Raw genomic sequence first — 24148 nt, 5'->3', positions numbered from 1 at the left:
CGGCGGCCCGCGCGCTCGCCGACGTGGTCGCCGAGGACGAGCTCAACGCGAACTACATCATCCCCAGCGTCTTCAACCCGAAGGCCACGACCGCGGTCGCAGACGCGGTGAAGCGGGCCGCCCTGGCCGCGGGGGCCGGAGCCGCGGCGGACCGTTCGCCGCACGCCTGAGGTGACGGCCTGACGGGCGGGCCGCCGTGACGTTCACCGGGTCGAGGGGCCGGTACCGGCCCGCCCGGTGGACGGTGCCGCGTACCGTGGATCCATGACGGACGGGACCGGGGAACGCCGGCACGCCTTCGGCGACGACGCCGATCAGTACGACGCGGCCCGGCCCGGCTATCCGGGGCAACTGATCGACGACGTCCTGGACTTCGCCGCCCCGGCCGGCGCACCGGCCCTGGAGGTCGGCGCCGGCACCGGAAAGGCCACGCGGGCCTTCGCGACGCGCGGCATACCCGTGACGTGCGTCGAACCGGACGCACGCATGGCCCGGGTCCTGCGCCGCACCTGTGCGGGAACACCGGGAGTCGCCGTCGAGGTCGCCGACTTCGAGACGTGGAACCCGGACGGACGGCAGTACGGCCTGCTGTACTGCGCGCAGGCATGGCACTGGGTCGACCCGGCGGTGCGCTGGACACGGGCGAGGGCCGCACTGCGGCCCGGAGGTGCCCTCGCCCTCTTCTGGAACCACTGGTTCCTGGACGACGGGCAGCTGGCGCACCGGCTGACCGCCGCCCACGCCCGGCACGGCGTGGACGTCCCCGAGCACACCCTCCTCGACCCTCGCCCACGCCCGGCTCATGGCGACTTCGAGGCCCGGCAGTGGCGGGAGATGGAGGCGGACGGCGGCTTCACCGATCTGGACCACCGCCTGTACGAGACCCGGCACGAACGCCCGGGATCCGGGATCGTCGACCTGCTGGCCTCGTACGCCGGCTACAGGGTGATCGGGCAGACGGTGCGGGAACCCCTCTTCGCGGACATGGCACGCCTCGTGGGGGACGCGGGCGGCGGGACGGTGCGCGTGGTCACGAGCCTGTTCCTGGCACGCACGAAGGGCGCGTAGCGCCCGGACCGGGCGCGCGGGGTCCGTGGCCCCGTCCCCGACGGCACGGCCGCGCCTACGCCTGTTCCTCGTCGGCCCGCTCGATGAGGAGCATCGCCGCATCGTCCGTCAAGTGGCCCCCCGTGTGCCCGAGCAGTGCCGTGTGCAGGTGCTCCAGGAAGTCCCGGGGGGCTCCGGAACACGGCCCTGCGGCGGTCTCCTTCCTGGCGGCCTCTTCCATGGCCTCGGGCAGGGGGAAGAACGCGTCGTCACGGTCGCGGGCCTCGATCACGCCGTCGGTGTAGAGCAGCAGGCGGTCGCCGGGTGCGAACGGGTGACGCTCCGCCGCGGACGGGAGGCCCGCGGCGAAGTCCTCCAGCCACAGGGGCGGCAGGGTCTCGGCCGGGACCAGGGCGTGAACCGCGCCCCGGCGCAGCACCAGCGGGGACGGGTGGCCGCGGTTGAGCACCTCGACCACGTGGCTGCCGTCCGGCACCTGGGCCACCAGAGCGGTGACGAACCCCTCCAGCAGGGCGACCTGGTCGAACGCCCCCGGTACGGCGGTCTCCCGGTGCAGCGCGGCCGTGCAGTGGTTCATCACCTCCACGAGGTCCTCCTCGTACTGCGCGGCCTCGCGGAAGGCGCCCAGCACCGCCGCGGCCGCCCGTACGGCCGGCAGCCCCTTGCCCCGGACGTCACCCACGATCATCCGGACCCCGTACCTGGTCTCCAGGACCTCGTACAGGTCGCCGCCGATCTGCGCCCCCTCCTCGGCCGCGAGGTACATGCCGGCGGCCCGGAGCGTGCCCAGCCGTGCGGGTGCGGGGCGCAGGATGACCTCTTGTGCCGCCTCGGCGATCCGGCGGACCTGGTCCAGCTCGCTCTGCCGGCGCGTCTGCACGGCGCTGCTCGCCGTGTAGCCGGCCAGGGACACCAGGAAGAGGGCGAGGAAGTTGGTGTAGACCTGCTGGGTGCCCCAGGCGTCGTTGTAGGTGGCGGTGGTCACGCCGACGGCCACGGCGACGGCGACGGCCGCGAGGGTGCCCCGGGGGCCCATCGTCACCGCCGCCAGCGCGGGCGTCGCCGTGAGGAGGGGGCCGGTGTACAGGAAGTGGGCGGGCGTGAGCTCGATGACCACCACCAGCACGGCGATGGCGAACGGCACGCACTGCCCCAGCCGGAAGAGGCCCCCGTGGTGGGCGCTCGGCCCCGTGCGGGGAGCCGGGCGCAGGAGCGACCCCATGTCTCCAGGCTCCTCCGTGTATCCCCCGGGTTCCACTCGTTGCTCCGGGCATCCGGTCGTTGCCCGCGCTCATGCGTGCTGCGTGTCCCCGTGTGAACCTGAAAGGGAGGCTGCATTCACCGATATTCCACCGATGCGAGAGATGGGGATCCGTCATGGTCGGGTTGCCACGAAGGAAGCACAGGGAAGCGCGTGCCGCCGAGCACGAGCGCGAAGAGCAGCAGAAGGCGGCCCAGTCCGGCAAGGACCGGGAGAAGACGGCGGACGAGGTCTACAAGCACCCGCCCGAGCCGGGCGTTCTCGGATGGGGCCACCGCGGGGAGTCGCCTCCCTGAACCGGACGCCGCCCCCTTGCGGTCACGGCGTGATCTCCGGCGCGGTCCGGTCCCGGCATCCACCGGAGGGCGGACCACGCCGGAGGGGAGGGCGTGACACCCGTCGTGCGCGTCACTCGTCGTGGCGGACGACGCACAGGGCCCAGATGACGAAGGCGCACAGGGCTATGACGATGATCGACCACACCGGGTAGTAGGGGATGAAGAGGAAGTTGGCGATCAGCAGGAGTGCCGCGATGGCTATGCCCAGCACTCTCGCCCAAGTGGAGACCTTGAAGAGGCCGATGCCCACCATGAGGGCTGCGATTCCGAGGAAGAGGTGTACCCAGCCCCAGCCCGCCACGCTGAATTTGTAGATGTAGTCGGGTGTGCTGACGTACACCGCGTCGCGGACTATGGCCGAGATACCCCGGAAGATGTCCAGGAATCCCGTGATCAGCAGCATCACGGCTGCGAAGACGGTCAGCCCGGCGGCTGCCGCCGCGGTCTTCTCGGAGTGGGGGTGCAGTGAGGACGACATCATTCCTCTCCTTTGTCCTGCGCCTCGTTGTCCTGTGAGGCTCTGGCTGGGAGTCCGTCCGGTGTTTCTCAGTGCAGGATCTTCTCCTTCGCCCGCTGGAATTCTTCCTCCGAGATGTCGCCTCTGGCGCGTACCTCGGACAGCTTCATGAGTTCGTCCGCCGCACTCCGCTGGCCCGTGCCGCCGGCCGTGTCACGGATGTACTGATCGAACGCCTGCTGTTGGACCTGCATGTGCCGGCGTTCCCGCGCCCCCATGCTGCGGCCCCTGACGAGGACGTAGACGAAGACACCGAGGAAGGGCAGCAGGATGGTGAAGAGGAGCCAGCCGGCCTTGGCCCAGCCGCTCAGGGCGTCGTCGCGGAAGATGTCGCCGATCACCCGGAACAGCAGGATGACCCACAACACCCACAGCAATATCCAGAGTATGGTCCAGAACGCACCGAGCAGGGGGTAGTCGTAGGCCAGGGGGAGGGATCCGCTCATGTCGTCCGCCTTCTTCGTGGCAGCTTCTGCTTTCTGCAGTCCCATCGTGCGTGCGCGGTGACCGCGCAACCTCACACGCAGTGGGTGATCGACGAGGGCCGGCCCGGCCCCGGCCTCACGGCCGGGGTGCCGCACGGTCCGTGGTGGAGGCGGCGCCGAGGACCGCGAGGACGGCCAGGACGAGGAGGGTGATGCCGAGGACCAGCGCCACGCACGCGACGGTGGGGTAGTTCCAGAGCATCAGGGTCACGGCCGCGGCCGCGATGACGATGCCGGTCGTCCAGCTGCGATGGGTCTCCAGCCAGTGACCGGTGGCGCCGGTGCGCAGGCCGGAGCGGGCCATGGCCCGGCCGGTGGCCCCGGTGGCCCGGCCGGTGACCGAGCGGACGAAGCGGGCGCCGCGTCCGGGACCGTAGAGGTATCCGGCCAGCGCGACGACGACGGCCGTGACGAGGACCGTGCGCGTGCCGTTGCGCAGGAAGCGCACGAAGGTGTCGTAGACCGCGGTGGCCGCGTCCGTGGGCAGGGCCGTGGGCGGGACGGAGTCCAGATAGATCCGCCGTGCCACGACGAGTCCCACGAGGAGCACCACCATCATGACGGCGATGCCGACGGCTGCACAGATGAGGGCGACCCTGTGCGAGGGCGCCGCCCACACGGCGAGGGCGGCCAGGGCGATGACGGTCACGGGAAGCCAGGTGCCGAGCACGGAGAGCAGACGCATGCCGCTCTGGGCGTCGTCCAGCTTGTCGGTCTGGAAGAGCGTGATGCTCTTGTCGACGTCGGGGATGTTCGCGGCCTTCTCGTAGCCCTCGTCGACCAGCTTCTGCTTGACCTTGTCCACGACGGTACCGAGGTCCAGGACGACGGCGTCGCCCTTGGCCTGCACGGCGCTGTTCCCCTCACCGGTGAGGGTCTTGACGAGGGCGGCGTGCGCCCGCCGGTTCGCGTCGTCCCACAGCTGCGCGAACTGGTCGCTCCTCACGACCTTCCCGACCACGTCGTGGACGGCCGTGGTGAGCGCGTTCTTCAGCGGGCCGGCGAGGAGGTGCGACTTGTCCACCACGCCCGGTGGGGCGCCGGCCTTGCTGAGGGCGTTGCTGAGGGCGTCCGTGATGCCGTTGACGTCGACGTTGTCGACGACCCGGTGGGTGAGCCGGTCGGTCACGGCGTTCTGCACCGCCGGCTCCCTGGCCAGGGGGGCGACGGTCTGGACGTAGCGGTCGGTGTCCGAGACCTGGCTGTCGGCCCAGGTGGCCACCACGGCGAGCGGCGAGAGGACGAACGCGAGGACGAGCAGCACGGACGTCGCCGCATACCGCAGCTTCCGGTGGCGCATGGCCTCGCGGTTCCGCAGGCGCGCGTAGTCGTTGCGCTCGTCGGGGGTCAGTGCGTGGTCGTCCGCCGGAGGGCCGGGGCCCTGGGGGACGGCACCGGACGGGCTCATGTCCTGCTCCCTTCTCGGCCGGGCTCCCCTCGTGCCGGGGGAGGTACTCCGAAGGCGCGGTCATTCCGGTAGTCGGCGCATTTCCTCGACCCGCAGTCCGAGGTCCTGGAAGCGGGCGAGGAGCCCGTACAGATGGGCCTCGTCCATGACCGTGCCGAAGAACAGCGTCTGCCGGGGCGCCGGCTCTGTTCTCAGCTCCGGGAACGCCTCTTCGAGCAGCCGGGAGACGCTGCCGGTCACGCGGAATTCGTAGCGCATGTCCCGTTCCGATCCCGGGTCGGGAACGTCTTTACGGGCAACAGACTGCGCGGGCCCCGCGGCATCCGGCACCACCCGCAACAGGTGGGAAATGCCGCCCGGCGGCCACGACGGCCACGACGGCCTCAGAGAATGTGCAGCGCCTTGGCCCGTTCCACGGCATCACGTCGCCGGGTGACGCAGAGCTTGCGGTAGACGCTCTTCAGATGGGTCTTCACGGTGTTCACGGAGAGATTGAGCTCTGCGGCGATCTCGTCGGCGGACATCATCCGCTGCACGCCCACGAGGACGTCGCGTTCACGGCTGCTGAGGGGCTGGACCACGCCCGGAACGCCGGCCCCGTCCGCCCGGGCGGTGAGCCAGGCGCTTGCGGACGGTGCGGGTCCGGCGCCGTCCGGCTCGTTCAGCAGGTGCCGCAGCCACGGACCGGCATCGACGAAGGGACGGCGCAACCGCTCGGGCCGGGCCGTGTCCAGCGCCTGCCCGAGCAGGCGACGGGCGGTCTCCGGGTGACCGTCCAGCACCGCCGCATGGGCGCCCAGCAGCTGGATGCCGACGTGGTCCGCAAGGCCCAGCTCCGCCGAGCGGCTCGCGTGCGCCAGAAGCCGTCGCGCGCGTCCGGTGCGGCCGGCGGCCGTGTGGGCGCGGGCCAGGGCGACGAGGGGCGCCGGGCCGTCGCCGTCGGTGTCGTGCAGAGCGGTGACGGCGGCCTGGTGATCCCCCCTGGCCAGCGCGATGCCGGCGCGGGCGAGTGCGAGGCGCCGGCCCGGCCAGGGCCCGGCGCCGGCCGGCTTGTGGTGGGGGAGGGGCGTGAGGGCCGTGAGGGCCGCCTCCCAGCGGCCCCGCGTCAGCTCCAGGCGGGAGCGCAGAATGCAGCTCTCGGTGCTCAGCACGAGGTCCGCTGCGGTATCGGGGCAGGCTGCCGCCTCGTCCAGGCGCCGTCCGGTGGCTTCGTCGTCGCCCTGTTCGAACGCCACGGTGGCCAGGGCCAGGTAACCGGCTCCGGACCGGTGATCCGGGACGACCCCGTGCTGGTCGGCGATCGTCAGCGAGCGGAGCGCGTGGTCCTCCGCCGAGGCCAGGACGCCCTCGGCGCTCTCGGCCAGGGCGAGCGCTCCGAGGCACGCGTGCCGGATCAGAAGGGTCTCGTCCGCAGTGCAGGCGTCGGCGGCCTCCGCGAAGGCGCGGCGGGCCTCGGCGAGGCGCCCCCCGGCCAGGTACGCCCGGGCGAGCCCCTGCAGCCGCAGGGGCTCGATCTCGGGGCGCTCCCGAAGCCGCTCGGCCGGCAGCTTCCGCATCAGTTCCGCAGCGGCGGCGGCCCATTCCGCGGCCGTTTCCGGGGACGGGACGTCGCCGTGCGGATCGCACAGCAGACGCAGCAGCGCGTGGGTGAGCAGGACCGCGGGCTCCGGCTCGGGCTCCCGGAGACGCAGGTGTTCTCCGGCCTCGGCGAGGTGCCTGCCGCATCCTGCCCGGTCGTGCTGCGCCAGCCGGCACGCGGCCGCCACCAGCGCGGGCTCCGCTCCCGGCACGGTGCCCGGCATCGACGTAAACGTCTGTTCGATGCGGTCGGTTCGCGGTCCGGCCGGAATGGCTGCGGCCAGCAGCCGGTGGACGGCCTCGGAGGCGCCGTAGGACCAGTTCCCGGCCTCCGCCGCATGCTCGATCGCCTCGGTGGTGTGTCCGGCGTCGGCCAGCCAGTGGGCGGCACGGGCGTGGAGCCGGGGGACGAGGCCGGGGTGCCGCATCCGCAGCCGGGTCCGGAGCACCTGGGCGAACAGCGGGTGGACGCGGCACCAGGCCGTGCCGGGGACCGGCTCGACGAAGGCGTTCTCGCGGGCCAGCCGTGCCAGCACCGCCTCGGCGTCCCGGCGTCCGGTCAGCACGTTCGCGAGGTCCGGATGGATACGGTCGAGCACGCTGGTGCGCAGCAGCAGCTCCCTGTCGGCGGCGGGCTGCGCGTCGAGCACCTCGGTGAGCAGGTAGTCGGAGACGGCCTGTTCGGAGGTGGTGAAGGACCGGGTGAAGCCGGCGGGATCGCCGGTCCGCCGCATGGCCAGGGCGCACAGGCGCAGCCCGGCGGCCCAGCCCTCGGTGTGCTGCGTGAGGGCGCGGACGACGTCGTCCCCCGGCGTGAGGTCGTGCCGGCGCAGCAGCACGGCCGTCTCGTGCGGGGTGAAGGCGAGGTCGGCCCCACGGATTTCCGTCAGCCGGTCCTCGGCACGGTAGCGGTGCAGCGGCAGCAGGGGGTCCGCCCGCCCGGCCACGACCAGTCGCAACCGGGGACCGGCGTGGGCGAGGAGGAATTCCAGGCCGGCCGGCACGCGCCGGCCCGCCACCTTCTCGAAGCCGTCGAGCACCAGGACCACGGGCTCGGGCAGCTGCTCCGTCGCAGCGGCGAGCCGCGTCAGCAAGGACGCGCCGACGCTGCCGGGGCAGCCGGGCATGCGGATCCCCTCGGGCAGCCGGGGGAGGGCACGCCGCAGGGCTTCGACCACGTAGCTCCAGAAGACGCCCGGCGCGCTGTCGTGGGCGTCGAGCGTCAGCCAGGCCACCGGCCCGGGCGGTGCGCCGGAGCGCGTCCAGGACGCGGCCAGGCTCGTCTTCCCCGATCCCGCCGGACCGGTGAGCAGCGTCAGCGGCCCGCTCCCGGCGCCTTCGCCGAGCCTGTCCAGCAGCCGCTTCCTGGGCACGTGGGTCCGCAGCGCAACGGGTACGGAGAGCTTGGCGTCCAGCAGGGGGTCACCGGACCAGGCCAGCCGCGTCCGGTGGCCGTCCCCGGGAAGCAGGAGTCCGGTCGGAGGCATCCGATCACCACCGTGGCAGGGAACTGCGGCCCCGGCCCCCGCAGCGCTCGCTCCACGGTGCGGAGCCGGACCGCCCGGGCCGTTCTCGTGAAACCGCCCGTCTCCCACTCCATCACCTCCAGCGGGTGATCGCACACGGTGCCGGTTCGTCTCCGCTGAGGGCCCGGACGACACGCCCCCGGCCGACGACACGCCCGCCGCCAATGACACCGGCCGGTTCCCGTGCGCCTCTAGGGTGCGATCATGCGGCCGCTCGCGCACCGCCGAGGCGCACCGGCACGTGGAGAGGTGCAGGCGTGAAACGATGGCGGCCCCTGATCGTCCTCGGGACGGCCCAGTTCCTGATGGTGCTCGACACGTCCGTCATGAACGTGTCGATCAGCCAGCTGGTCGAGGACTTCGACACCGAAGTCACCGCGATCCAGGGCGTCATCACCTTCTACACCCTGGTCATGGCGGCCTTCATGGTCACGGGCGGGAAGCTGGGCGACGCCCTCGGGCGTCGCCGGACCTTCGCCGTCGGGCTGGTCGTGTACGGCGTCGGGTCGGCCATCACGTCCCTGGCCCCCTCGCTGTGGGTGCTGGCCCTCGGCTGGTCGGCGATCGAGGGACTCGGCGCCACCCTCGTCCTCCCCGCGCTGGCGGCGCTCGTCGCCGGTGCGTACCGCGGCCGGGACCGGTCGGTCGCCTACGGCGTCATCGGAGGGCTCTCCGGCGCCGGCATCGCGGTGGGGCCGCTGCTCGGCGGGTGGGTGACGACCTACCTGACCTGGCGGCTGGTCTTCGCCGGCGAGGTCGTGCTCGTCATCGCCATGCTGTGCGCCATCCGGTGGGTTCCGGACGTCCCGCCCGGCCCCAGGACCCAACTGGACGCCGGAGGCGTCGTGCTGTCCGCGGCCGGGCTCGCCCTCGTCGTCCTGGGCGTCCTGCAGAGCAGCTCCTGGGGGTGGCTCAAGCCCCGCAACCCGCCCTTCACCGTCTTCGGCTTCTCCCCGACCCTGTTCGTCATCGCGGCGGGAGCCGCTCTGCTGTGGTCGTTCTGCGTCTGGGAACGCCGACAGCAGGCACGGGAGCGCGAACCCCTGGTGGACCTGTCGTTGTTCGCCGTGCCGCCGCTGCGGGCCGGCCTGACCATGCTGCTCTGCCAGAACCTGATCCTGCTCGGCCTGTTCTTCGTCATCCCGCTGTACCTGCAGGTCGTGCAGGGCCTCAACGCCTTCCAGACCGGACTGCGGCTGCTGCCCGTGTCCCTGACGATGCTGGTGTCCGCGATGACCGGCCCGCTGCTCGCCCGGTTCGCCACGCCCCGCACCGTGGTGCGATGCGGCCTGCTCGTCCTCCTCGTGGCGGCCGTCTGGCTGCTGTCCACCATCGAACCGCAGATCGACGACCTCTCCTTCGGCCTGGCGATGGCCGTCCTCGGCCTGGGCATGGGGCTGCTCGCCTCCCAGCTGGGCAACGTCGTGCAGTCCAGCGTCGGGGAGAAGGCACGCAGTGAGGCCGGGGGCCTGCAGTACACCGCCCAGAACCTCGGCTCGTCCCTGGGCACGGCGCTCATCGGCTCCCTGCTGATCGGCGCGCTGGTCCACGCCTTCACCACGCAGATCGGCAACAACCCGAAGATCTCCGATGAGGTGCGGCAGCAGGCCGGCATCGCCATGGAGGCGGGCGTCAGCTTCGTGAGCACCGATCAGGTGCGTGCCTCCGCCGAGCGCGCCGCGCTGCCGTCCTACGAGGTGGACGCGGTCGTGGACTCGTACGCCGCCGCACAGCTCAACAGCCTCAAGGCCGCGATCCTGGCCGCGGCCGCCATCCCCCTCCTCGCCTTCCCGTTCACCCGTCGTCTGCCGGCCGAACGGCTGGTGAAGCGGGGAAAGCCGGCCGCGCCGACGGGGGTGGCGGGCGGATGAGCGCGGTCCTCCGTCCCCTCACCGGCGCCACCGCGCTCGTCCTCGTCTACTACCTGCTCCCGTTGAACAAACGGTTCGAGGGCAGCGCCGCCGTGGGCCTCGTCCTCGGGCTGGCCGCCGTCGCGGCCCTCTTCACCTGGCAGATCCGGTCCATCCTGCGGTCCTCCCGGCCCCGCCTGCGGGCCGTCGAGGCACTGGCGACCACCGTGCCGTTGTTCCTGCTGCTCTTCGCGGCCACCTACTACCTCCTGGACCAGTCCGGGCCGGGCAGTTTCGCCGAGCCCCTCAGCAGGACCGACGCCCTGTACTTCACCCTCACGGTCTTCAGCACCGTCGGCTTCGGCGACATCACCCCCCACACCGAACCGGCACGGATCGCCACCATGGCGCAGATGGTGGGCGACATCCTGCTCGTCGGCGTCGCCGCCCACGTCGTCGTCGGCGCGGTCCAGTCCGCCCTCGCCCGCGGATCAGCCGACGGCCGGTGAGGCCGGGCCGGCGGGACGCCGGCGCACGGTGAAGGCGAGCCGCCACAGGCGCCGCCAGTCGAGGCGCGGCCGCGCCGGCGGGACACCCGGGCGGTTGCGGGGCACCCGGACCCGCAGGGCCGACGGCTCGATCGTGCACCGCACCGGAGCGGGAAGCGTCTGCGCCTCACCGTCGATACCGACCCGCACCTCCGGCAGGTCGGCGCCCACGACGACCTCGGGCACGGTCAGCGAGGTCAGGCCGGGCGCGTGCCGGCCGCGGAGCAGGTCGGCCGCCTGGACGGCGCTGTCGGCCGTGACGCTGACCAGACCCAGCACCCCGCCGTCGAGCCGGTCCCGCCGCCCCAGCCCCGCACGGTCGCCGACCCGGTACGGGTTGTTGCTGACCAGCACGGCCTGCGGAGCGTCCACGCCGACGGTCCCGGCGGTCACCGTCAACCGGGGACCGCGGTGATGGGTCAGGACGTCGGGCAGCAGCTTCACCACCGTGCGCACCTTGTCGTCGCGGTACGCCGGGCTCTGCACGACCTCCGCGTACGCGCCGAACGACGCGTTGTTGACGAAGACCCGGCCTCCCGCACGCCCCAGGTCCACCCGGAACTCCACTCCGTCGGTCAGGGCTTCGAGACTCCGCGACGGGTCGTCCCGGTCGAGCCCCAGGTCCAGGGCGAAGTGGTTGCGCGTGCCGGCCGGGATCACCACGAACGGCACGCCCCGTTCGGCGGCCACGCCCGCGACCAGCGCCTGCGTACCGTCCCCGCCGGCCACCCCCAGCAGGTCCGCGCCCCGGTCCACGGCCTCGTGGGCCAGCGCGGCGACGTCGGGGAAACGGTCGCGATCGAGCAGGACGACCCGCGCACCCAGCGCCTCCGCCCTCTCCCGCAGGCCGAACTTCACCACCTTCCCGCCTCCCGATCGCGGGTTCATCAGCAGACAGGGGCACTTGGGCGGCGGGGCCGGACGGCCGGGGGCAGGGGCCGGGGCGGCGTCCGCCCTCAGCGCCGCCCAGCCCGCGGCCGCCGCCGCCACCCACAACGCCCCGCAGAGGACGACGAGCCACAGCAGCCGCGCCGCGACGTAGGCCACGACCACCGCCACCGGTGCGGCCACCGCCAGCACCAGGGCGGCACCTCGCACCACGCCCCGACGGCTCAGCGCCCACCACCCGGCCGCCACCGAGACCACCACTCCCGCCAGCCCCAGGCCCACCAGTGCCAGGCTGCTGATGCCGGCCACGGACGGCAGGAGCAGCGCCGCGGCGACGGCCGCGGCGAACGCCAGGCGCGCGCACCAGCGCGGTGCTGCGCGTCCGCGGCCGGCAACCCGTCCCATGGAGACCTCCCGGAGGCCGACGACCGGTGTTCCCGGGCCCATGGTCGCCTCCCCGGGCGGCCGGCACGATCACACGGAACGGGTGAGGTGGGCTCCGCGCACGGCGCCCCGACACTGGGGAGACGCGGGAACAGCGGGAGACAACGGGAACGGCGGGAGACCGCGGGAGACCAGGAGACGGCTCCGCAGGAGACGGCCGAGGAGAGCAGGCCCCGGATGAACGACGGACGCACCACCGGCGGGCGGCACCCGGCCCGCCCGGACGAGTCGGTGACGGTGCAGGCCCAGGCACTGCTCCCGATGATCTGGGCCGACCCGCAGCACATGCCCGAGCAGCTGGCCTTCTTCGCCGTGCGGCGGTTCGGGCCCCGGGCCGACGCCGCCGTGGCCCGCCGGAGGCAGCGCAAGCCCCTCGCCGGAACCGACGAGCTCCGCGGCGACGCCATCGCCCACGGAACGCGCATGACCATCGCCGACGGCGCCGTGCTGGGAGGGCCGTTCATGGTCCTCATGCCCGTGAGCTTCGTCGCGGCCCTGCTCTCCCAGGCACGGATGGTGCTGGAACTGGCCGTCCTCGCCGGCCACGACCCCCGCAGCGAGCAACGGGTCGCCGACCTGCTGGTCCTGCAGGACGTGTACCCGTCGACCGAAGCGGCCGACAAGGCCCTGACCGGGGTGAAGCGCAGCCCTCCGGGCGGACGGGGACGGCTTCCCCGGCGCACCCGCTGGTCCCTGGTCATCAGAATGGCGGAGCTCCTCGGCCTCATGGGCGGCGGCAGCGGCGAGAAACCCAGCAGGATCCAGCGGGTGACGTCCACGGCGCTGATCGTGGCGCTCTTCGTCGTGGGCTGGGTGCTGCCGCTGATCTGGGTGCCCGCGCTCGCGGCGATGTACCGGCAGAACACCCTCCGGCTCGGGGCGAAGGCCGTGCAGTTCTACACCCCGGGCGCCGTCGGGGACCGGGTCAGGCACCGGCGGCGGTTCGCCCACGTGCCCAGGGTGGCCGGTGTCGCCACCGTCCTGCGGTTCTGCGCGCTGGCGGTGGCGCCCTTCGCGGCCGCCGCCGTGGTGGCCCTGGCGGGGGTGCGGCTGGCCGGCGGCTTCTGGGGCACCGGCCTGTTCGTCCTCGTCGCGGTCTCCCTGCTCGTGGCGGGTCTGTGGTTCGTGCGCCACCGGTCACGCGTCACCGGTCGCGTCCACGGTGACGCAGCAGATGACGCAGCAGATGACGAGGCGGATGACGGGGGCGGGAGGAGGTCATGACCATGCACGAGGCACGTCCGGACCCGGAGGAGCGAGCAGCGCTCGGCAGGGCGGCCCGTGGCCGGGTGCCGCGCAAGGCCCACGCCGAGTTCGAGCCCCCGGCCGACCGGGCCGATCCGGTGGAGGTCCTCGAAGGGCAGTCCGCGGACCGCGTGCCGGAGCTGGTACCGATCCGCTACGGCAGGATGCTGCAGTCGCCGTTCTCCTTCTACCGCGGGGCCGCGGCCCTCATGGCGGCGGACCTGGGCACCCAGCCCAGCACGGGCATCGAGGCACAGCTGTGCGGAGACGCCCACCTGCTGAACTTCGGCCTCTTCGCCTCGCCCGAGCGGCACCTGGTCTTCGACCTCAACGACTTCGACGAGACCCTGCCCGGCCCGTGGGAGTGGGACGTCAAACGCCTGGCCGTGAGCCTGGCCGTCGCGGGACGCGAGAACGCCTTCCCGGCGAAGCGACGACGACGCGTCGTCCGCACCGCCGTGCAGTCCTACCGTGAGGCGATGCGCGGCTTCGCCGGGATGCGCAACCTCGACGTGTGGTACGCGCACACCGACGTCGAGCGCCTGCGCGTGCTGTTCGCCGGCCGGCTGGACAAGCGAGGGCGCCGCCGCCTGTCGCACGCCCTGGAGACCGCGCGCACGCGCGACCACCTGCAGGCGTTCGAGAAGCTCACCGCCGTCGTCGACGGCACACGGCGGATCACGTCCGACCCGCCCCTGATCGTTCCGCTGGAGGAACTGCTCGCGGACGTCGGACGCGCCGAACTCGAAGGACGGCTGCGCCTGCTCGTCGAGCGCTACGGCCACACCCTCGCCGCCGACCGCCGGCACCTCCTGGACCAGTTCCGGATGGTCGACGCGGCACGCAAGGTCGTGGGCGTCGGCAGTGTGGGCACCCGCTGCTGGGTCGTGCTGATGCTCGGCAGGGACGAGGACGATCCGCTGCTCCTGCAGGCCAAGGAGGCCGGCCCGTCGGTGCTCGCGCCCTACGTGCACACGAGCGCGTACGGCAACGAAGGACAGCGCGTGGTCTGCGGCCAGAGGCTGATGCAGGCGGCCAGCGACATCTTCCTCGGCTGGGAGCGCGTCACGGGCATCGACGGACGACAGCGCGACTTCTACGTCCGCCAGTTGCACGACTGGAAGGGCAGCGCACGGCCGGAGACCATGTCGCCCGGCCAGCTGCAGCTCTTCGGTGAACTGTGCGGCGCCGCGCTCGCCCGGGCGCACGCCCGCTCCGGGGACCGGATCGCCATCGCCTCGTACCTTGGCGGCGGGGACGTCTTCGACCGGGCGCTGGCCGAGTTCGCCGAGGCGTACGCCGACCGGAACGAGCAGGACTTCCGGGCACTCGCCGAGGCCGTCCACCGTGGACGCGTCGAGGCCAGGCTCGCCTGAGACGCCGACGCGGCGCGGAACGCCCGCCGGTACGTGCCGCACGAGCAGGCGCTGCCTGAGTAGCCGTACTCAGGTGCCCGGGGCCCCCGGCGCCCGACAATGGCGACCGACATCCGGGCGGACCCAAGGACCGAGGACCTGTTCATGCTCAGCGGCATCGCGACCACCGTCGTACCGGCCTTCGGCCGGCTCACCGTCACGGCCGACCCGGGAGCGGGCTTCGCACCGGGGAGCGTCATCGTCGCGAACCACACGTCCCTCGCCGACCCGGCGATCGTCCTGGCCGCCCTGCACCGTCTCGGCGTGCGCCCGGTGGTGATGGCCACCGCCGGCCTGTGGCGCATACCGGCCCTCGGCCGACTGCTGGAGCGGGAAGGGCACATCCCCGTGCACCGCGGCACCCGGCGCGCGGCCGAGGCGCTGGACACCGCCACGGCCGCACTCGACGAGGGCCGTCTCGTCCTCATCTACGGCGAGGGCCGCCTGCCGCAACGCAAGGACGCCGCCGAGGCGGCCCCCGGGCCCTTCCGCAGCGGTCTTTCCCGGCTGGTGCGGGCCACCGGTGCCGGCGTGATCCCGCTGGGCCAGGCCGGCGCCCGCCGGATCGTCTCCGGCTCGCGCACCAAGCAGCTCGCCGGGCTCGCCACCGCACCGCTGCGCCGCCCCCGCCTGCACGTCCACGTGGGCGCCCGCACGCAGGTGGCGGGCGACATGGCGGCGGTCACCGCGCATGCCCGCCAGGCGGTCACCCGCGCCTGGGAGACCGCCGCCCGACGCCAGGGAGAACCCCTCGCCGGTCACGCGTGAGCCCAGAACTCCCGTGCACTCCCGCCGGGACCCGGCCTAGGCTCACCCCCATGCATGCACCCGACGACGCATCGTTCCTCGCCCACGTCACGTCGCACCTGGCCGGGCTGCCGCACGTGGAAGCCGTCGCGCTGGGCGGTTCGCGCGCCACCGGAACGCACGGGCCCGACAGCGACTGGGACTTCGCCGTCTACTACCGCGGAGCCTTCTCCCCCGGGAGCGTGCGCGCCCTCGGGTGGCCGGGCGAGGTCTTCGGCATCGGCGCGTGGGGCGGCGGGGTGTTCAACGGCGGCGCCTGGCTGCAGGTCGACGGCCGGCACGTCGACGTGCACTACCGGGACCTCGCCGACGTCGAACACCAGCTCGCCGAGGCGGCCGAGGGCCGCTTCCACGTCGAGAGGCTCATGTTCCACCTGGCGGGCATTCCGAGCTACCTCCTTCTGGCCGAACTGGCGGTCAACCAGGTCCTGCACGGCACGCTGCCGCGCCCCGCCTACCCCGAACCCCTGAAGCGCCAGGCGTCCGAACGCTGGTGGGGCGACGCCCGGCTCACGCTCGCCTACGCGCGTGCCGCCCACGCCGCACGCGGACACCTCGCCGAATGCGCGGGCGCGATCGCCACCGCCGCCAGCCAGGCGGCCCACGCGGTCATGGCGGCGCGGGGCCAGTGGGTCACCAACGAGAAGACGCTCCTCGAACGTGCCGGGCTGCGCGCCGTCGACGACGTCCTCGGCGGCCTCCGGCCCCACCCGCAGGCGCTGACCGCCGCCCTCGACGCGACGACGACGTTGCTGGAGAGCGCGGTCATGAAGGGCTGAGCGGGCTGAACGGGCTGAACGGGCTGAACCGGCCGGAAGCGGCTGGATGCGGCCGAACGGGTCGGCGAAGCACATCCTTCGCCCACGCCCCGTCGTTGGGGCAGGCATGAGAAAGGCACTCTCCCTGGCTCTGCTCGGCACGGCCCTGCTCGGCGTCGCCGCACCGGCCCACGCCGGAGAACGCAGCGACCTCGACGAAGCCCTCGATCCCCTCCAGAGGCTCGCCGGAGCCACGGTGTGCAACAAGGCGGCCGGCACCACGCCGGTGGTCGGCCGGTACCACGGCATCGTGGCCAAGGCATGCGCCGGGGGCGGCTCGTCCTCGCCTCACTGAGAGCGGTTCGCCGGACGTCCGAGGACACCGACGGGGCCGACAGCCCAAGGGGCTGTCGGCCCCTCCGGACGCGCCTGCGTCGTCAACAGGCGTCGACCCAGTCGTGCGACGAGACGTTGTCGTTGACCAGCTGCCCCCGACCACTGCCCGGGGCGGTGAACACGGTGCCGGCGTCGTACAGGTCGGGGATCGACTCCCCCTGCTGCAGGCACACCCACGAGCCGGTCATGCCCGGACCCCAGAAGAGGCGGACGTCCTCCAGACGGCCGGGAAAACCGTTGTTCCAAACGTCCGAGATCTTGTTGCGGCAGCCCGTCCAGTTGCCGTTCTCCTTGTTCCAGCGGCAGTGGGCGCCTTTGGCGTGTGCGTGCTCCCAGGCATAGAGGAAGCCGTCGGGGGCGGCGGCCTCGGCCCGGGCGGGGGACGCGTCGGCGGCCCGGGCGTCGGCCGGTACCCACGCAGCCGCCGTGGCGACGGCCAGCCCGGCCAGGAGGGCACGGAGGTTCTTGCGCATGGTTGTTCCCTTTCTGTTGTGGCCGTGCCGCCTGGTGCGGCACGACGTCCGCCTTCCGCCGCCGGCCGTCCGGCCGGCGCGGGAGGAGGTCTCAGGGCCGCCCCGAGCCGCTGACGACGGCGCGCGCTCGTGGCAGCGCCTCCGTCTGCAGGCGGGCCTTCTCGGCGATGGTGCTGCGGTACTGCCGGCACAGTGCCGCGCCGTGGCGGGCGTCGAGCTCCCGTGCCGTCCCGGCAAGCCCGGACCGTACGGCGCACCGCACTTCCGCCAGGGCGAGAGCGGTCTCCCGCGCCCGCGGCAGGGGATCGGTGCCGGACAGTGCGGCCGCCCGGGCCTGACCGGGGCTCGCATACGGATGGCCGGCGCTCCGCATGCACTGCGCCCATACGGCGAGGTCACGCGCATAGCGGTGGTCGGCCACGACCCGGGCCCTGCGCATCGCGTCGAGGGCGTGGACGGTGGTCGACGCCTGGAACCACGCCTGCAGGTCGCCGTACAGCCTGCGCTGGCCGTCCGAGACGCATCCGTGGTCGCTGCGCTGCACCGCGCCGCCGGTGGGAAGGGTGGCGGACACCCCACGGGGGCCGGGCTCGTTGGCGGCGAGGAGCGCCTGGGCCCTGCGCGGTGCGGACAGGGACCGGAAGTACGCGCCGTTGGGATCGCGCCGGGCCCGTTCGCGCAGACGCTGCTGCAGATCGCGACCGTAGCCGTGCCGGCTCGCCCAGGCCGAGTCGTCCAGTACGTAGGGGAAGTCCCGCTCACCCGTGCCCGGTTCGTCGGGCACGGGGCGGTAGTCGAAGCCCGCCCGGCGCATGCACGTGCGCAGGAGCAGCTGCTCCGCGTCGTGCAGGAGGCGCTCGATGCGAGCCGTGGAGCCATGGCGCGGGGCATGGGCGGTGCGCGGCGACTCGGTGCCGTCGCCCGGCCATCTGCCCCAGCAGGCTGCCGTCGCGATGACGAACACGACCACGGCAACAGCGCACAGAAGGGCCGGACTCCGGAGGCGGAGCGGTACGAACGACATGTCTGTCCCAGGAAGAGGCGATGGTGGAGGGGGAGGGGCGGCGCCCCGGGCCCCGGTGCGCGGCGTTCCGTGCAGGGCGCGCCGCGCACCGGGACCGGTCGGAGCCCGGCGTCAGCCGGTGATGTTGACGGGCCGGTAGGCGTGGTAGCCGTCGCGGCCGTTCACGCCGTAGGAGTGCTGCTTCCACCGCGTGCCGACGTTGCCGGCCTGCTCGTAGGACTTGTACGCGGTGTGGGCGGCGTCGGCCCAGCCGTCGAAGATGACGACGTGGCGGAAGTCGGGGCTGTCGCTGTTGGCCTTGATGACGAGATCGCCCGGTGCGAGGTCCTTCATGGCGATCGGGCGGGTGTAGGCGCTCTTCTTGAGCGTGACGGTGTTGGGGCCGGGTGCCCTCAGGCGGAGGGCCATGGAGACGTAGCCGGAGCAGTCCTGCCGGTAGCCGTCCTTCCAGTACAGGTTCTGGCCGTACGGGACGGGCCGGCTGTTGTTGGCGGTCAGCCAGGTCTTCGCCCGTTCCAGCACCTGGGCCCGGCTGATGGCGGGCGCCGCCGCCGCGGCCGTGCGGTGCGGGGCCGCGGCATGTGCGGCGACCGGCGACGCGACGGGCTGTGCCGCGGGTGCCGGGAGGGCCGTCAGCGCGGTGGAGCCCACGCAGAGGAAGGCGGTCAGTGCCGCCATGCCCCAGCGCTTGGCCGTGGGCCTGGCCGTGGACGGGGTTGTGGTCGTGGACGTGGACGTGGACATGTTTCTCTCCCGTGTGTCGGAGTGGTGTGCCGCACTGGTGTGCGGCGGCAGGGCGCCGCGCACGGCGATCACCCGTGTGTGCGGTGGGAATGCGGGGCGTCGTGCTGCCCGCGCCGGATACCGCCGGCATGGGAGCGGCGGCCGGTCGACCGTTGCCGTCCGCACCGCGTTGCCGGGGTGATCAGAGTCTGCGACGGTGCGTCACCCGTCGCAAGAATGTCCCGTTTGCTTCACCAAGGTCGGGATCCCTAGGGTTCTGACCTGCTGGGACGTGCCCGTCCCGGGTGCGGGACGGGCTACTGGGGCACCACATTGCGGGCAGCGCGAGGAAGGAGCCGCCATGACCGGCGGTGAGAAGGCGGAAGGGGATCCGGCGCAGCGGCTGGGCAGCGCGTTACGTGCGCTGCAGCGGCGTTCCGGCCGCACGCTGCGGTCCTTGGAGGAAGAGATCCTGATCAGCGACTCGTCGCTGTCGCGCTACTTCTGCGGGAGCACGGTGCCGCAGTGGGCCGCGGTCGAGGACCTCTGCCGGGCCCTGGGAGCCGATCCGCTGCAGTACCGGAGGCTGTGGGAGGCGGCCGACCGGAGCCAGGCCAGGCAACCCGCGGACGCCGGCCCGTCCGGCCAACCGGGCTCCGCTGTACGCCGCCGGCTCCGCACGCTGCGCACCGGCCTGCGCAGCCGCTGGGCGTACGCCACGGCCGGAACCCTCACGGGGGCGGTCCTCGGTGCGGTGCTCACCTCGTTCGTCCTGCCGCCGTCCCAGCCGGCCGCCCCGGGTTCCCGGTACGCGCAGGCGGCCGGCAAGGGAGCCGCGCCGCAGCACGAGGCGGGGTCGGCCGACCTCTCCCGCATCTTCGTCAGCCGGGCCACGGGCGCGTGCCTGGACGACAGCCTGGACAAGAAGCTGCGCACCTACGAGTGCAACGGGCTCAGCTACCAGCGGTGGACGGTCCACGCCTTCCCGAACGGCACGCGGCAGCTGCGGAACCACGCCACAGGAGCGTGCCTGGAGCACTCCGGCGCAGGGCTGCGTGCCGTTGCCTGCGCCACGGCCGCCACGCCGCCGCAGTCCTGGTCGGTGACCAAGTGGCCCGACGACGCGGTGGAACTCAGGAACAAGGCGACGGGGGCGTGCCTGGACGACGCCACCGACGCCGGACTGCGAGCCCTGCCCTGCGACCGCGACCGCCACCAGAAGTGGGGCTGACCGAACGCACGGGCTAGGTGCCGCGCACCACCGGACGGCCGTTCGTGAAGTCGAGGCCGGCCACGTACAGGGCGCGGTACGCGAAGCCGTCGCGCCAGCCGTGGAAGACGATGCGGTCGTGGCCGTCCGGGCCGGTCACCACGTCCTGGCCGCCGGGGCCGCGGACCGTGCCGCCGAAGGAGGCGGTGGTCATCAGCGGCGTCGCGGCCTTGGTGTAGGGGCCGGTGAGGCTGCTCGCCACGGCGTAGCCCGTCCGGTAGTCGTCGCTGCGGTAGAAGTTGGCCGAGTAGAACAGCACGTAGCGGCCGCCCCGTTTGACGAGCGTGGGCGCCTCGACGAGCGTGCCCTCCCACGGCAGGTCCTGTTTGATCAGCCGGACGGCCTGGCCCGTCGTACGGGTGCCGTCCCTGGTCACGGGCTGGAGGTGGATCCACGTGTCCGCTTCGCAGCAGTTGCCGTCGTTCTTCCACAGCACGTACCGCCGGCCGTTCTCCGTGTACGAGGCGGCATCAATGGCACCGCCCTCCGCGGCCGGGCAGATCAGCGGGCCGTCTCCGGCCGGCCGGAACGGCCCGTCGGGTGACGCCGACAGGGCGGCGCCGATGCACTGCCTGCCGCTGGCCCGGTCGCGCGCGGTGTAGTGCAGGGTGAAGCCCTTGCCGTTGGCGTACACCTCCGGAGCCCACACCCGGGAACGGTCCGGGGACGCCCACGCCCCGAGCGCGGGCAGCGCGTCGGCCCCGACGACCGTCCAGTGGGTCAGGTCGGCCGAGGTGGCATGCTGGACGTTCCTGCTGTCGTCGTGGGTCGCGTAGGCGTGGTACGTGCGGCCCACCTTCACGATGTCGGGATCGGCGAACTCCCGGTCGAGGGCGGGGCCGCCGGCGGCGGCCCCGGAGGCGGGGGCCGGAGCCGCGACGAGGCAGACGGCGGCCATGGTGACGGCGGCGACGAGCGCCAGGAAGCGTCCGGGCAGGTGCGTGGCGGTGTGACGGGGCACGGGTTCCCTTCCACGGGGGAGTCGTGCCCGTGAGTGTGGTGCACCAGGGCACCGGGCGTGCCGCGTTCGCGGAAGCGTCACGCTTCAGGACCGGGTGAGGACGCGCGTTCCCCCCTGTGCACGGCCGCGGAAGGATGTGCTTTCGGACCACTCCTCGAACGCCACACTCCGTGGCACCATGTCACGTTATGGCGCAGGGAGAGGGCGGGTTACGGCACAGCGTGCGCATCTCCGCATCCGGGCACGTGCAGGAAAAGGACGTCAAGTCCCTGGAGACGTGGCTCAACGGCGAACCGGAACTGAAGGGCCGGGTGCAGGTGAAGCGGGGTGCCGGGCGCACGGAAGCCGGCGTTCCGATGGGGCCTCAGATGGACATCGTGCTCCATGTGGTCGACTGGGGCGGCGCCGCGACCGTTGCCGAGATCGTGCGGCGCGTGTCGGAGTCGATCAGGGAGTGGCGGACGAGCCGCCGCGCCCTCGGGGATCCCCACCCTCCCGACTTCCGGGCGGAGCAGGACGACGAGCAGGACTAGCGCGATGGCCGGCCCCGCGCAGCACGAGGAGACCCACCGCGCCCTGCTCGTCGGCGTGGCGCACTACGCCAGTAAGAGGCCGCTGGAATTCGCCGCGGGCCTGGGAAACATCGCTGCTGTTCAGCACAACCTGGTGGAGCTGCAGGAGGTCCTGCGCACCGGCGGGATCTTCGACGAGGACGGAATCGAGTCGCTCTTCTCTCCCGGCGTCGAGCAGTTCGAGCATCGCCTGGGGTACGCGCGGGACCACACGGACGGCCTGCTGCTCGTCTATTTCGCCGGGCACGGCATCGTCGACACGCGCACGGGGGGACACGGCCGGCTGCTGCTGGGTCTGCGCGACGCCAAGGTGGAGCACGGCCCCGGCTTCCCGGGCTGGATCCGCTGGGACGACGTGCTCAACCGCCTGTGCTCCGGCAAGAGCAGGCCCCGCCACACCGTCGTGATCCTCGACTGCTGCTATGCGGGCAACGCCTCCGCCGCCTGGGAGGAACTGGACGAGTTGGACCAGAAGCGCATCTCCCTGCTGCTGGCGGTGCAGAAGAACCAGCGGATCGATGCGGGGGGCGCCGGCACGCCGACTCCGTACACCGCGCAGCTGTTGCGGCACCTCGGGCAGGGCGCCGGCGCATCCGACGGTGTCGTGACCCTGGGCGGTCTGCACAAGCGGCTGGCGCACGGCCTGAGGGCCGCCAGGACGGTGGGGGGCAGGGAGTGGAGCCCCCAGGCGTGCCGGCAGGACGGTGCGGACAACGAGGTGCTGGCCCGCCCGCCCAGTGCCGCCCCGGCCGCCGGGACGAACGGCGAGGCCGGCCGGTCGGGCGACGAGGGCAGCAGCGGCCCCGGCCCGCGCCCCGGCCGCCTCCGGCTGGTCGTCACGGTGCTGCTGGCAGTGGCGGCCACCCTCTCCGCCACCCTCTGGTGGGCGGTCTCCCGGGGTGCGGGCGGTGACGGTCCCGCCGCCTCGTGCGCCGGGCACCCGCCGCTCGAACTGCGGGTGCTCACCGACCCCGACCTGATGCCGGTCATGCGCAGGGCCGTGGACGGCTTCGTCGCCTCCGACGCGAACAGGGACGGGGACCGCTGCCGCCGCACCGGCATCACCGTCTACAGCGCCGGCGCCGCCGAGACGGTGGAGGCGTTCCGCACCCAGTACGGGGAGTGGGCCCACGTCGGCCGGTCGGGGTTCAACCCGGTGGGTACGGTCGGGCCGCAGCCGGACGTATGGATACCGGCGTCCGCGGCGAGCGCGCGGAGGGCCCAGGACGAGGCCGGCAGTCAGGCGTCGGTGCTCACCTTGGACTTCGACGACAAACGACCGCTGGCCAACGCCCCCATGGTCCTGCTGCTGCCCGAACAGCTCGCCGAGACCGAGGGCGGCCGCACGGGCCGCAAGCTCGCCGACCTGATGACCGCGATGAAGGCCAAGGGCGCGCAGGCGGAGGTCCGGCGGGCCGACCCCCGGCACACCGATGCCGGGCTCGCCGCGACCCGCGGCCTGTACGGGACGGACGCGCCGCGCCAGGTCGAGCTCGGGCAGCGGCGCCAGGGGCGGCCCGCGCCGACGGGCAAGGACCTCGTGTGCGGGCTGGCCAAGGGCACCTCCGCCGAGGCCCGGGAGGTGGACCGGCGCACCGCGGTCCTGGTGGCGGAGCCCACCCTCGGCCAGTACCGGAGTTGCGCCGGCGAGACCGGGGTGACGCGGGTGGCCGAGTACCCCGACGACGTGCCCGGACTCGCCCCGGTCTTCGTCCACGTCCGCTGGAACGACGCCCGTCTGGACGAGGAGGAGCGCGGCCGGGCCGTTCAGCGGTTCAGGGACTGGCTGGCCTCGGAGGACGGCCGGAAGACCTTCCGGGACGCGGCCTTCCGCGCCGCGCCGCAGGCCCCCTTCCCGTCACCGTCGCCCGGCCTGCTGACGAGCCCCGGCCCGATGCCCCGCCCCCTGTCCGCGGACGAGGCCGCGGACACGCTGGAGAAGTACCGGCAGGCCAACGCCGCGAGCCGGGTCCGCTTCCTCCTGGACGGCTCCGGGTCCATGAGCCGGTGGTGGGACGGGGCGAACAGCGCGCGGGAGATCCTCAAACAGTCGTTCGGCCGTTTCGGCTCCGACGACATCTTCGGCGTGTGGAGCGTCGCCTCCCAGGGGACCGGCACCCCGTACCGCGAACTGCTCGCGTTCGGTACCCACGGCTCGTGGTCGAGGACGGCCGGGAAGGGCGAGCAGGACAAGGCCGCCGAGGCGGGGAAGAAGGTGGACGACGCCGTGCCGGAGCTGTCCATGGAGGCCGACATCGGCGGTGCCCTGAAGGCGGCCCTCGACCAGATGCCCCGGGGCGGTGAGGACGACGGGCACCCGCAGCTCGTCGTCGTCCTCACCGACGACGAGGACAACGACCGCATGACCGCGGCCCAGCAGAACGAACTCGTGACGTTCGTGCGCGAGCGGAAAGTGCCGGTGGTGATGGTCTCGTTCGACTCCGGCGGCTGTCTGAAGGACCGGTTGGACCTGCGTGTGGCCGAAGCGAGCGGCGGCACGTGCCTGGACGCCCGGGGCGACCTGGCCAGGAATCTCGGCGCCGAGATCTCCCAGGTCGCGCAGGGCCACCAATAGCTCGACGGGGGCAGCAGA

The 24148-nt window shown here is 73.1% G+C and carries 23 protein-coding genes and 1 pseudogene; 13 read left to right on the top strand and 11 right to left on the bottom strand.

The window, feature by feature from the left end; all coding sequences use genetic code 11:
- Both IE182_RS10585 and IE182_RS10580 read left to right on the top strand, forming a co-directional pair.
- Positions 1–170 (top strand): annotated as a pseudogene (locus tag IE182_RS10585) (NAD-dependent malic enzyme); the annotation flags it as partial.
- 94 nt (positions 171–264) lie between these two features.
- Positions 265–1068 carry a class I SAM-dependent methyltransferase gene (locus tag IE182_RS10580; protein WP_190109439.1) on the top strand — a complete coding sequence of 268 codons (804 nt, stop codon included), beginning with the start codon at positions 265–267 and terminating at the stop codon, positions 1066–1068.
- Positions 1069–1123: 55 nt separating this feature from the next.
- Here IE182_RS10580 and IE182_RS10575 read toward each other — a convergent pair whose 3' ends face one another.
- Complete coding sequence (locus IE182_RS10575; protein WP_190109438.1) at positions 1124–2290, bottom strand: PP2C family protein-serine/threonine phosphatase; 1167 nt, start codon at positions 2288–2290, stop codon at positions 1124–1126.
- A gap of 155 nt (positions 2291–2445) precedes the next feature.
- Here IE182_RS10575 and IE182_RS10570 point away from each other — a divergent pair, with 155 nt between their 5' ends.
- Positions 2446–2625 (top strand): hypothetical protein, encoded by a 180-nt coding sequence (locus IE182_RS10570; RefSeq protein ID WP_190109437.1) that lies wholly within the window; start codon positions 2446–2448, stop codon positions 2623–2625.
- 112 nt (positions 2626–2737) lie between these two features.
- Here IE182_RS10570 and IE182_RS10565 read toward each other — a convergent pair whose 3' ends face one another.
- From IE182_RS10565 to IE182_RS10545, 5 genes are all read right to left on the bottom strand, one after another.
- The gene (locus IE182_RS10565) at positions 2738–3148 is read right to left on the bottom strand and encodes a DUF7144 family membrane protein (RefSeq protein ID WP_190109436.1); all 411 of its coding nucleotides are present in this window, start codon (positions 3146–3148) and stop codon (positions 2738–2740) included.
- 65 nt (positions 3149–3213) lie between these two features.
- On the bottom strand, positions 3214–3630 hold the full coding sequence (locus IE182_RS10560) for an SHOCT domain-containing protein (RefSeq protein ID WP_190109435.1): 417 nt from the start codon (positions 3628–3630) through the stop codon (positions 3214–3216).
- Between the two features lie 115 nt (positions 3631–3745).
- Positions 3746–5077: a hypothetical protein gene (locus IE182_RS10555; RefSeq protein WP_190109434.1), complete on the bottom strand. Its 1332-nt coding sequence runs from the start codon at positions 5075–5077 to the stop codon at positions 3746–3748.
- Positions 5078–5137: 60 nt separating this feature from the next.
- A complete protein-coding gene (locus IE182_RS10550) occupies positions 5138–5335 on the bottom strand; it encodes a DUF8691 family protein (RefSeq protein WP_190109433.1) in 198 nt (65 codons plus the stop codon).
- 125 nt (positions 5336–5460) lie between these two features.
- Positions 5461–8142, bottom strand: coding sequence for a winged helix-turn-helix domain-containing protein (locus IE182_RS10545; RefSeq protein WP_190109432.1), 2682 nt, complete (start codon positions 8140–8142; stop codon positions 5461–5463).
- 296 nt (positions 8143–8438) lie between these two features.
- Between IE182_RS10545 and IE182_RS10540 the strand changes: the two genes are divergently transcribed.
- On the top strand, positions 8439–10052 hold the full coding sequence (locus IE182_RS10540) for an MFS transporter (protein WP_190109431.1): 1614 nt from the start codon (positions 8439–8441) through the stop codon (positions 10050–10052).
- On the top strand, positions 10049–10540 hold the full coding sequence (locus IE182_RS10535; RefSeq protein ID WP_190109430.1) for a potassium channel family protein: 492 nt from the start codon (positions 10049–10051) through the stop codon (positions 10538–10540). The genes IE182_RS10540 and IE182_RS10535 overlap by 4 nt, the downstream gene beginning before the upstream one ends.
- Here IE182_RS10535 and IE182_RS10530 read toward each other — a convergent pair.
- On the bottom strand, positions 10523–11872 hold the full coding sequence (locus IE182_RS10530; protein ID WP_190109468.1) for a diacylglycerol/lipid kinase family protein: 1350 nt from the start codon (positions 11870–11872) through the stop codon (positions 10523–10525). The genes IE182_RS10535 and IE182_RS10530 overlap by 18 nt on opposite strands.
- A gap of 216 nt (positions 11873–12088) precedes the next feature.
- On the opposite strand from IE182_RS10530, the gene IE182_RS10525 reads away from it, so the two are divergent.
- The 5 genes from IE182_RS10525 (at position 12089) to IE182_RS10505 (ending at position 16491) form a co-directional block, all read left to right on the top strand.
- Positions 12089–13135 carry a hypothetical protein gene (locus IE182_RS10525; RefSeq protein WP_190109429.1) on the top strand — a complete coding sequence of 349 codons (1047 nt, stop codon included), beginning with the start codon at positions 12089–12091 and terminating at the stop codon, positions 13133–13135.
- Positions 13136–13137: 2 nt separating this feature from the next.
- On the top strand, positions 13138–14532 hold the full coding sequence (locus IE182_RS10520; RefSeq protein ID WP_229844716.1) for a DUF2252 domain-containing protein: 1395 nt from the start codon (positions 13138–13140) through the stop codon (positions 14530–14532).
- Between the two features lie 144 nt (positions 14533–14676).
- Positions 14677–15339 (top strand): lysophospholipid acyltransferase family protein, encoded by a 663-nt coding sequence (locus IE182_RS10515; RefSeq protein ID WP_190109427.1) that lies wholly within the window; start codon positions 14677–14679, stop codon positions 15337–15339.
- A 50-nt stretch (positions 15340–15389) separates the two neighbouring features.
- Complete coding sequence (locus IE182_RS10510) at positions 15390–16157, top strand: nucleotidyltransferase domain-containing protein (RefSeq protein WP_190109426.1); 768 nt, start codon at positions 15390–15392, stop codon at positions 16155–16157.
- 106 nt (positions 16158–16263) lie between these two features.
- A complete protein-coding gene (locus IE182_RS10505; protein ID WP_190109425.1) occupies positions 16264–16491 on the top strand; it encodes a hypothetical protein in 228 nt (75 codons plus the stop codon).
- Between the two features lie 82 nt (positions 16492–16573).
- On the opposite strand, the gene IE182_RS10500 is transcribed toward IE182_RS10505, so the two are convergent.
- From IE182_RS10500 to IE182_RS10490, 3 genes are all read right to left on the bottom strand, one after another.
- A complete protein-coding gene (locus IE182_RS10500; RefSeq protein ID WP_190109424.1) occupies positions 16574–17005 on the bottom strand; it encodes a hypothetical protein in 432 nt (143 codons plus the stop codon).
- A gap of 91 nt (positions 17006–17096) precedes the next feature.
- Positions 17097–17975, bottom strand: coding sequence for a hypothetical protein (locus IE182_RS10495; RefSeq protein WP_190109423.1), 879 nt, complete (start codon positions 17973–17975; stop codon positions 17097–17099).
- Positions 17976–18140: 165 nt separating this feature from the next.
- On the bottom strand, positions 18141–18773 hold the full coding sequence (locus IE182_RS10490; RefSeq protein WP_190109422.1) for a hypothetical protein: 633 nt from the start codon (positions 18771–18773) through the stop codon (positions 18141–18143).
- 340 nt (positions 18774–19113) lie between these two features.
- Here IE182_RS10490 and IE182_RS10485 point away from each other — a divergent pair, with 340 nt between their 5' ends.
- On the top strand, positions 19114–19983 hold the full coding sequence (locus IE182_RS10485) for an RICIN domain-containing protein (RefSeq protein WP_190109421.1): 870 nt from the start codon (positions 19114–19116) through the stop codon (positions 19981–19983).
- 13 nt (positions 19984–19996) lie between these two features.
- Here IE182_RS10485 and IE182_RS10480 read toward each other — a convergent pair whose 3' ends face one another.
- Positions 19997–20983, bottom strand: coding sequence for a glycoside hydrolase family 43 protein (locus IE182_RS10480; RefSeq protein WP_229844715.1), 987 nt, complete (start codon positions 20981–20983; stop codon positions 19997–19999).
- Positions 20984–21171: 188 nt separating this feature from the next.
- Between IE182_RS10480 and IE182_RS10475 the strand changes: the two genes are divergently transcribed.
- Both IE182_RS10475 and IE182_RS10470 read left to right on the top strand, forming a co-directional pair.
- The gene (locus tag IE182_RS10475; RefSeq protein WP_190109420.1) at positions 21172–21516 is read left to right on the top strand and encodes an effector-associated constant component EACC1; all 345 of its coding nucleotides are present in this window, start codon (positions 21172–21174) and stop codon (positions 21514–21516) included.
- Between the two features lie 4 nt (positions 21517–21520).
- Positions 21521–24130: a vWA domain-containing protein gene (locus IE182_RS10470; protein WP_190109419.1), complete on the top strand. Its 2610-nt coding sequence runs from the start codon at positions 21521–21523 to the stop codon at positions 24128–24130.
- The last annotated feature ends 18 nt before the right edge of the window (positions 24131–24148 follow it).

Source organism: Streptomyces cinnamoneus (assembly GCF_014650495.1).
In the GTDB taxonomy this organism is placed as follows: Bacteria; Actinomycetota; Actinomycetes; order Streptomycetales; family Streptomycetaceae; genus Streptomyces; species Streptomyces cinnamoneus.
This window is presented reverse-complemented; position numbering and strand designations above follow the sequence as displayed.

Coding starts and splice junctions, on each gene's coding strand:
- IE182_RS10580 (WP_190109439.1), top strand. CDS start 265: ATGACGGACGGGACCGGGGAACGCCGGCACGCCTTCGGCGACGACGCC.
- IE182_RS10575 (WP_190109438.1), bottom strand. CDS start 2,290: ATGGGGTCGCTCCTGCGCCCGGCTCCCCGCACGGGGCCGAGCGCCCAC.
- IE182_RS10570 (WP_190109437.1), top strand. CDS start 2,446: ATGGTCGGGTTGCCACGAAGGAAGCACAGGGAAGCGCGTGCCGCCGAG.
- IE182_RS10565 (WP_190109436.1), bottom strand. CDS start 3,148: ATGATGTCGTCCTCACTGCACCCCCACTCCGAGAAGACCGCGGCGGCA.
- IE182_RS10560 (WP_190109435.1), bottom strand. CDS start 3,630: ATGAGCGGATCCCTCCCCCTGGCCTACGACTACCCCCTGCTCGGTGCG.
- IE182_RS10555 (WP_190109434.1), bottom strand. CDS start 5,077: ATGAGCCCGTCCGGTGCCGTCCCCCAGGGCCCCGGCCCTCCGGCGGAC.
- IE182_RS10550 (WP_190109433.1), bottom strand. CDS start 5,335: ATGCGCTACGAATTCCGCGTGACCGGCAGCGTCTCCCGGCTGCTCGAA.
- IE182_RS10545 (WP_190109432.1), bottom strand. CDS start 8,142: ATGCCTCCGACCGGACTCCTGCTTCCCGGGGACGGCCACCGGACGCGG.
- IE182_RS10535 (WP_190109430.1), top strand. CDS start 10,049: ATGAGCGCGGTCCTCCGTCCCCTCACCGGCGCCACCGCGCTCGTCCTC.
- IE182_RS10530 (WP_190109468.1), bottom strand. CDS start 11,872: ATGGGACGGGTTGCCGGCCGCGGACGCGCAGCACCGCGCTGGTGCGCG.
- IE182_RS10525 (WP_190109429.1), top strand. CDS start 12,089: ATGAACGACGGACGCACCACCGGCGGGCGGCACCCGGCCCGCCCGGAC.
- IE182_RS10520 (WP_229844716.1), top strand. CDS start 13,138: ATGCACGAGGCACGTCCGGACCCGGAGGAGCGAGCAGCGCTCGGCAGG.
- IE182_RS10515 (WP_190109427.1), top strand. CDS start 14,677: ATGCTCAGCGGCATCGCGACCACCGTCGTACCGGCCTTCGGCCGGCTC.
- IE182_RS10510 (WP_190109426.1), top strand. CDS start 15,390: ATGCATGCACCCGACGACGCATCGTTCCTCGCCCACGTCACGTCGCAC.
- IE182_RS10505 (WP_190109425.1), top strand. CDS start 16,264: ATGAGAAAGGCACTCTCCCTGGCTCTGCTCGGCACGGCCCTGCTCGGC.
- IE182_RS10500 (WP_190109424.1), bottom strand. CDS start 17,005: ATGCGCAAGAACCTCCGTGCCCTCCTGGCCGGGCTGGCCGTCGCCACG.
- IE182_RS10490 (WP_190109422.1), bottom strand. CDS start 18,773: ATGTCCACGTCCACGTCCACGACCACAACCCCGTCCACGGCCAGGCCC.
- IE182_RS10485 (WP_190109421.1), top strand. CDS start 19,114: ATGACCGGCGGTGAGAAGGCGGAAGGGGATCCGGCGCAGCGGCTGGGC.
- IE182_RS10475 (WP_190109420.1), top strand. CDS start 21,172: ATGGCGCAGGGAGAGGGCGGGTTACGGCACAGCGTGCGCATCTCCGCA.
- IE182_RS10470 (WP_190109419.1), top strand. CDS start 21,521: ATGGCCGGCCCCGCGCAGCACGAGGAGACCCACCGCGCCCTGCTCGTC.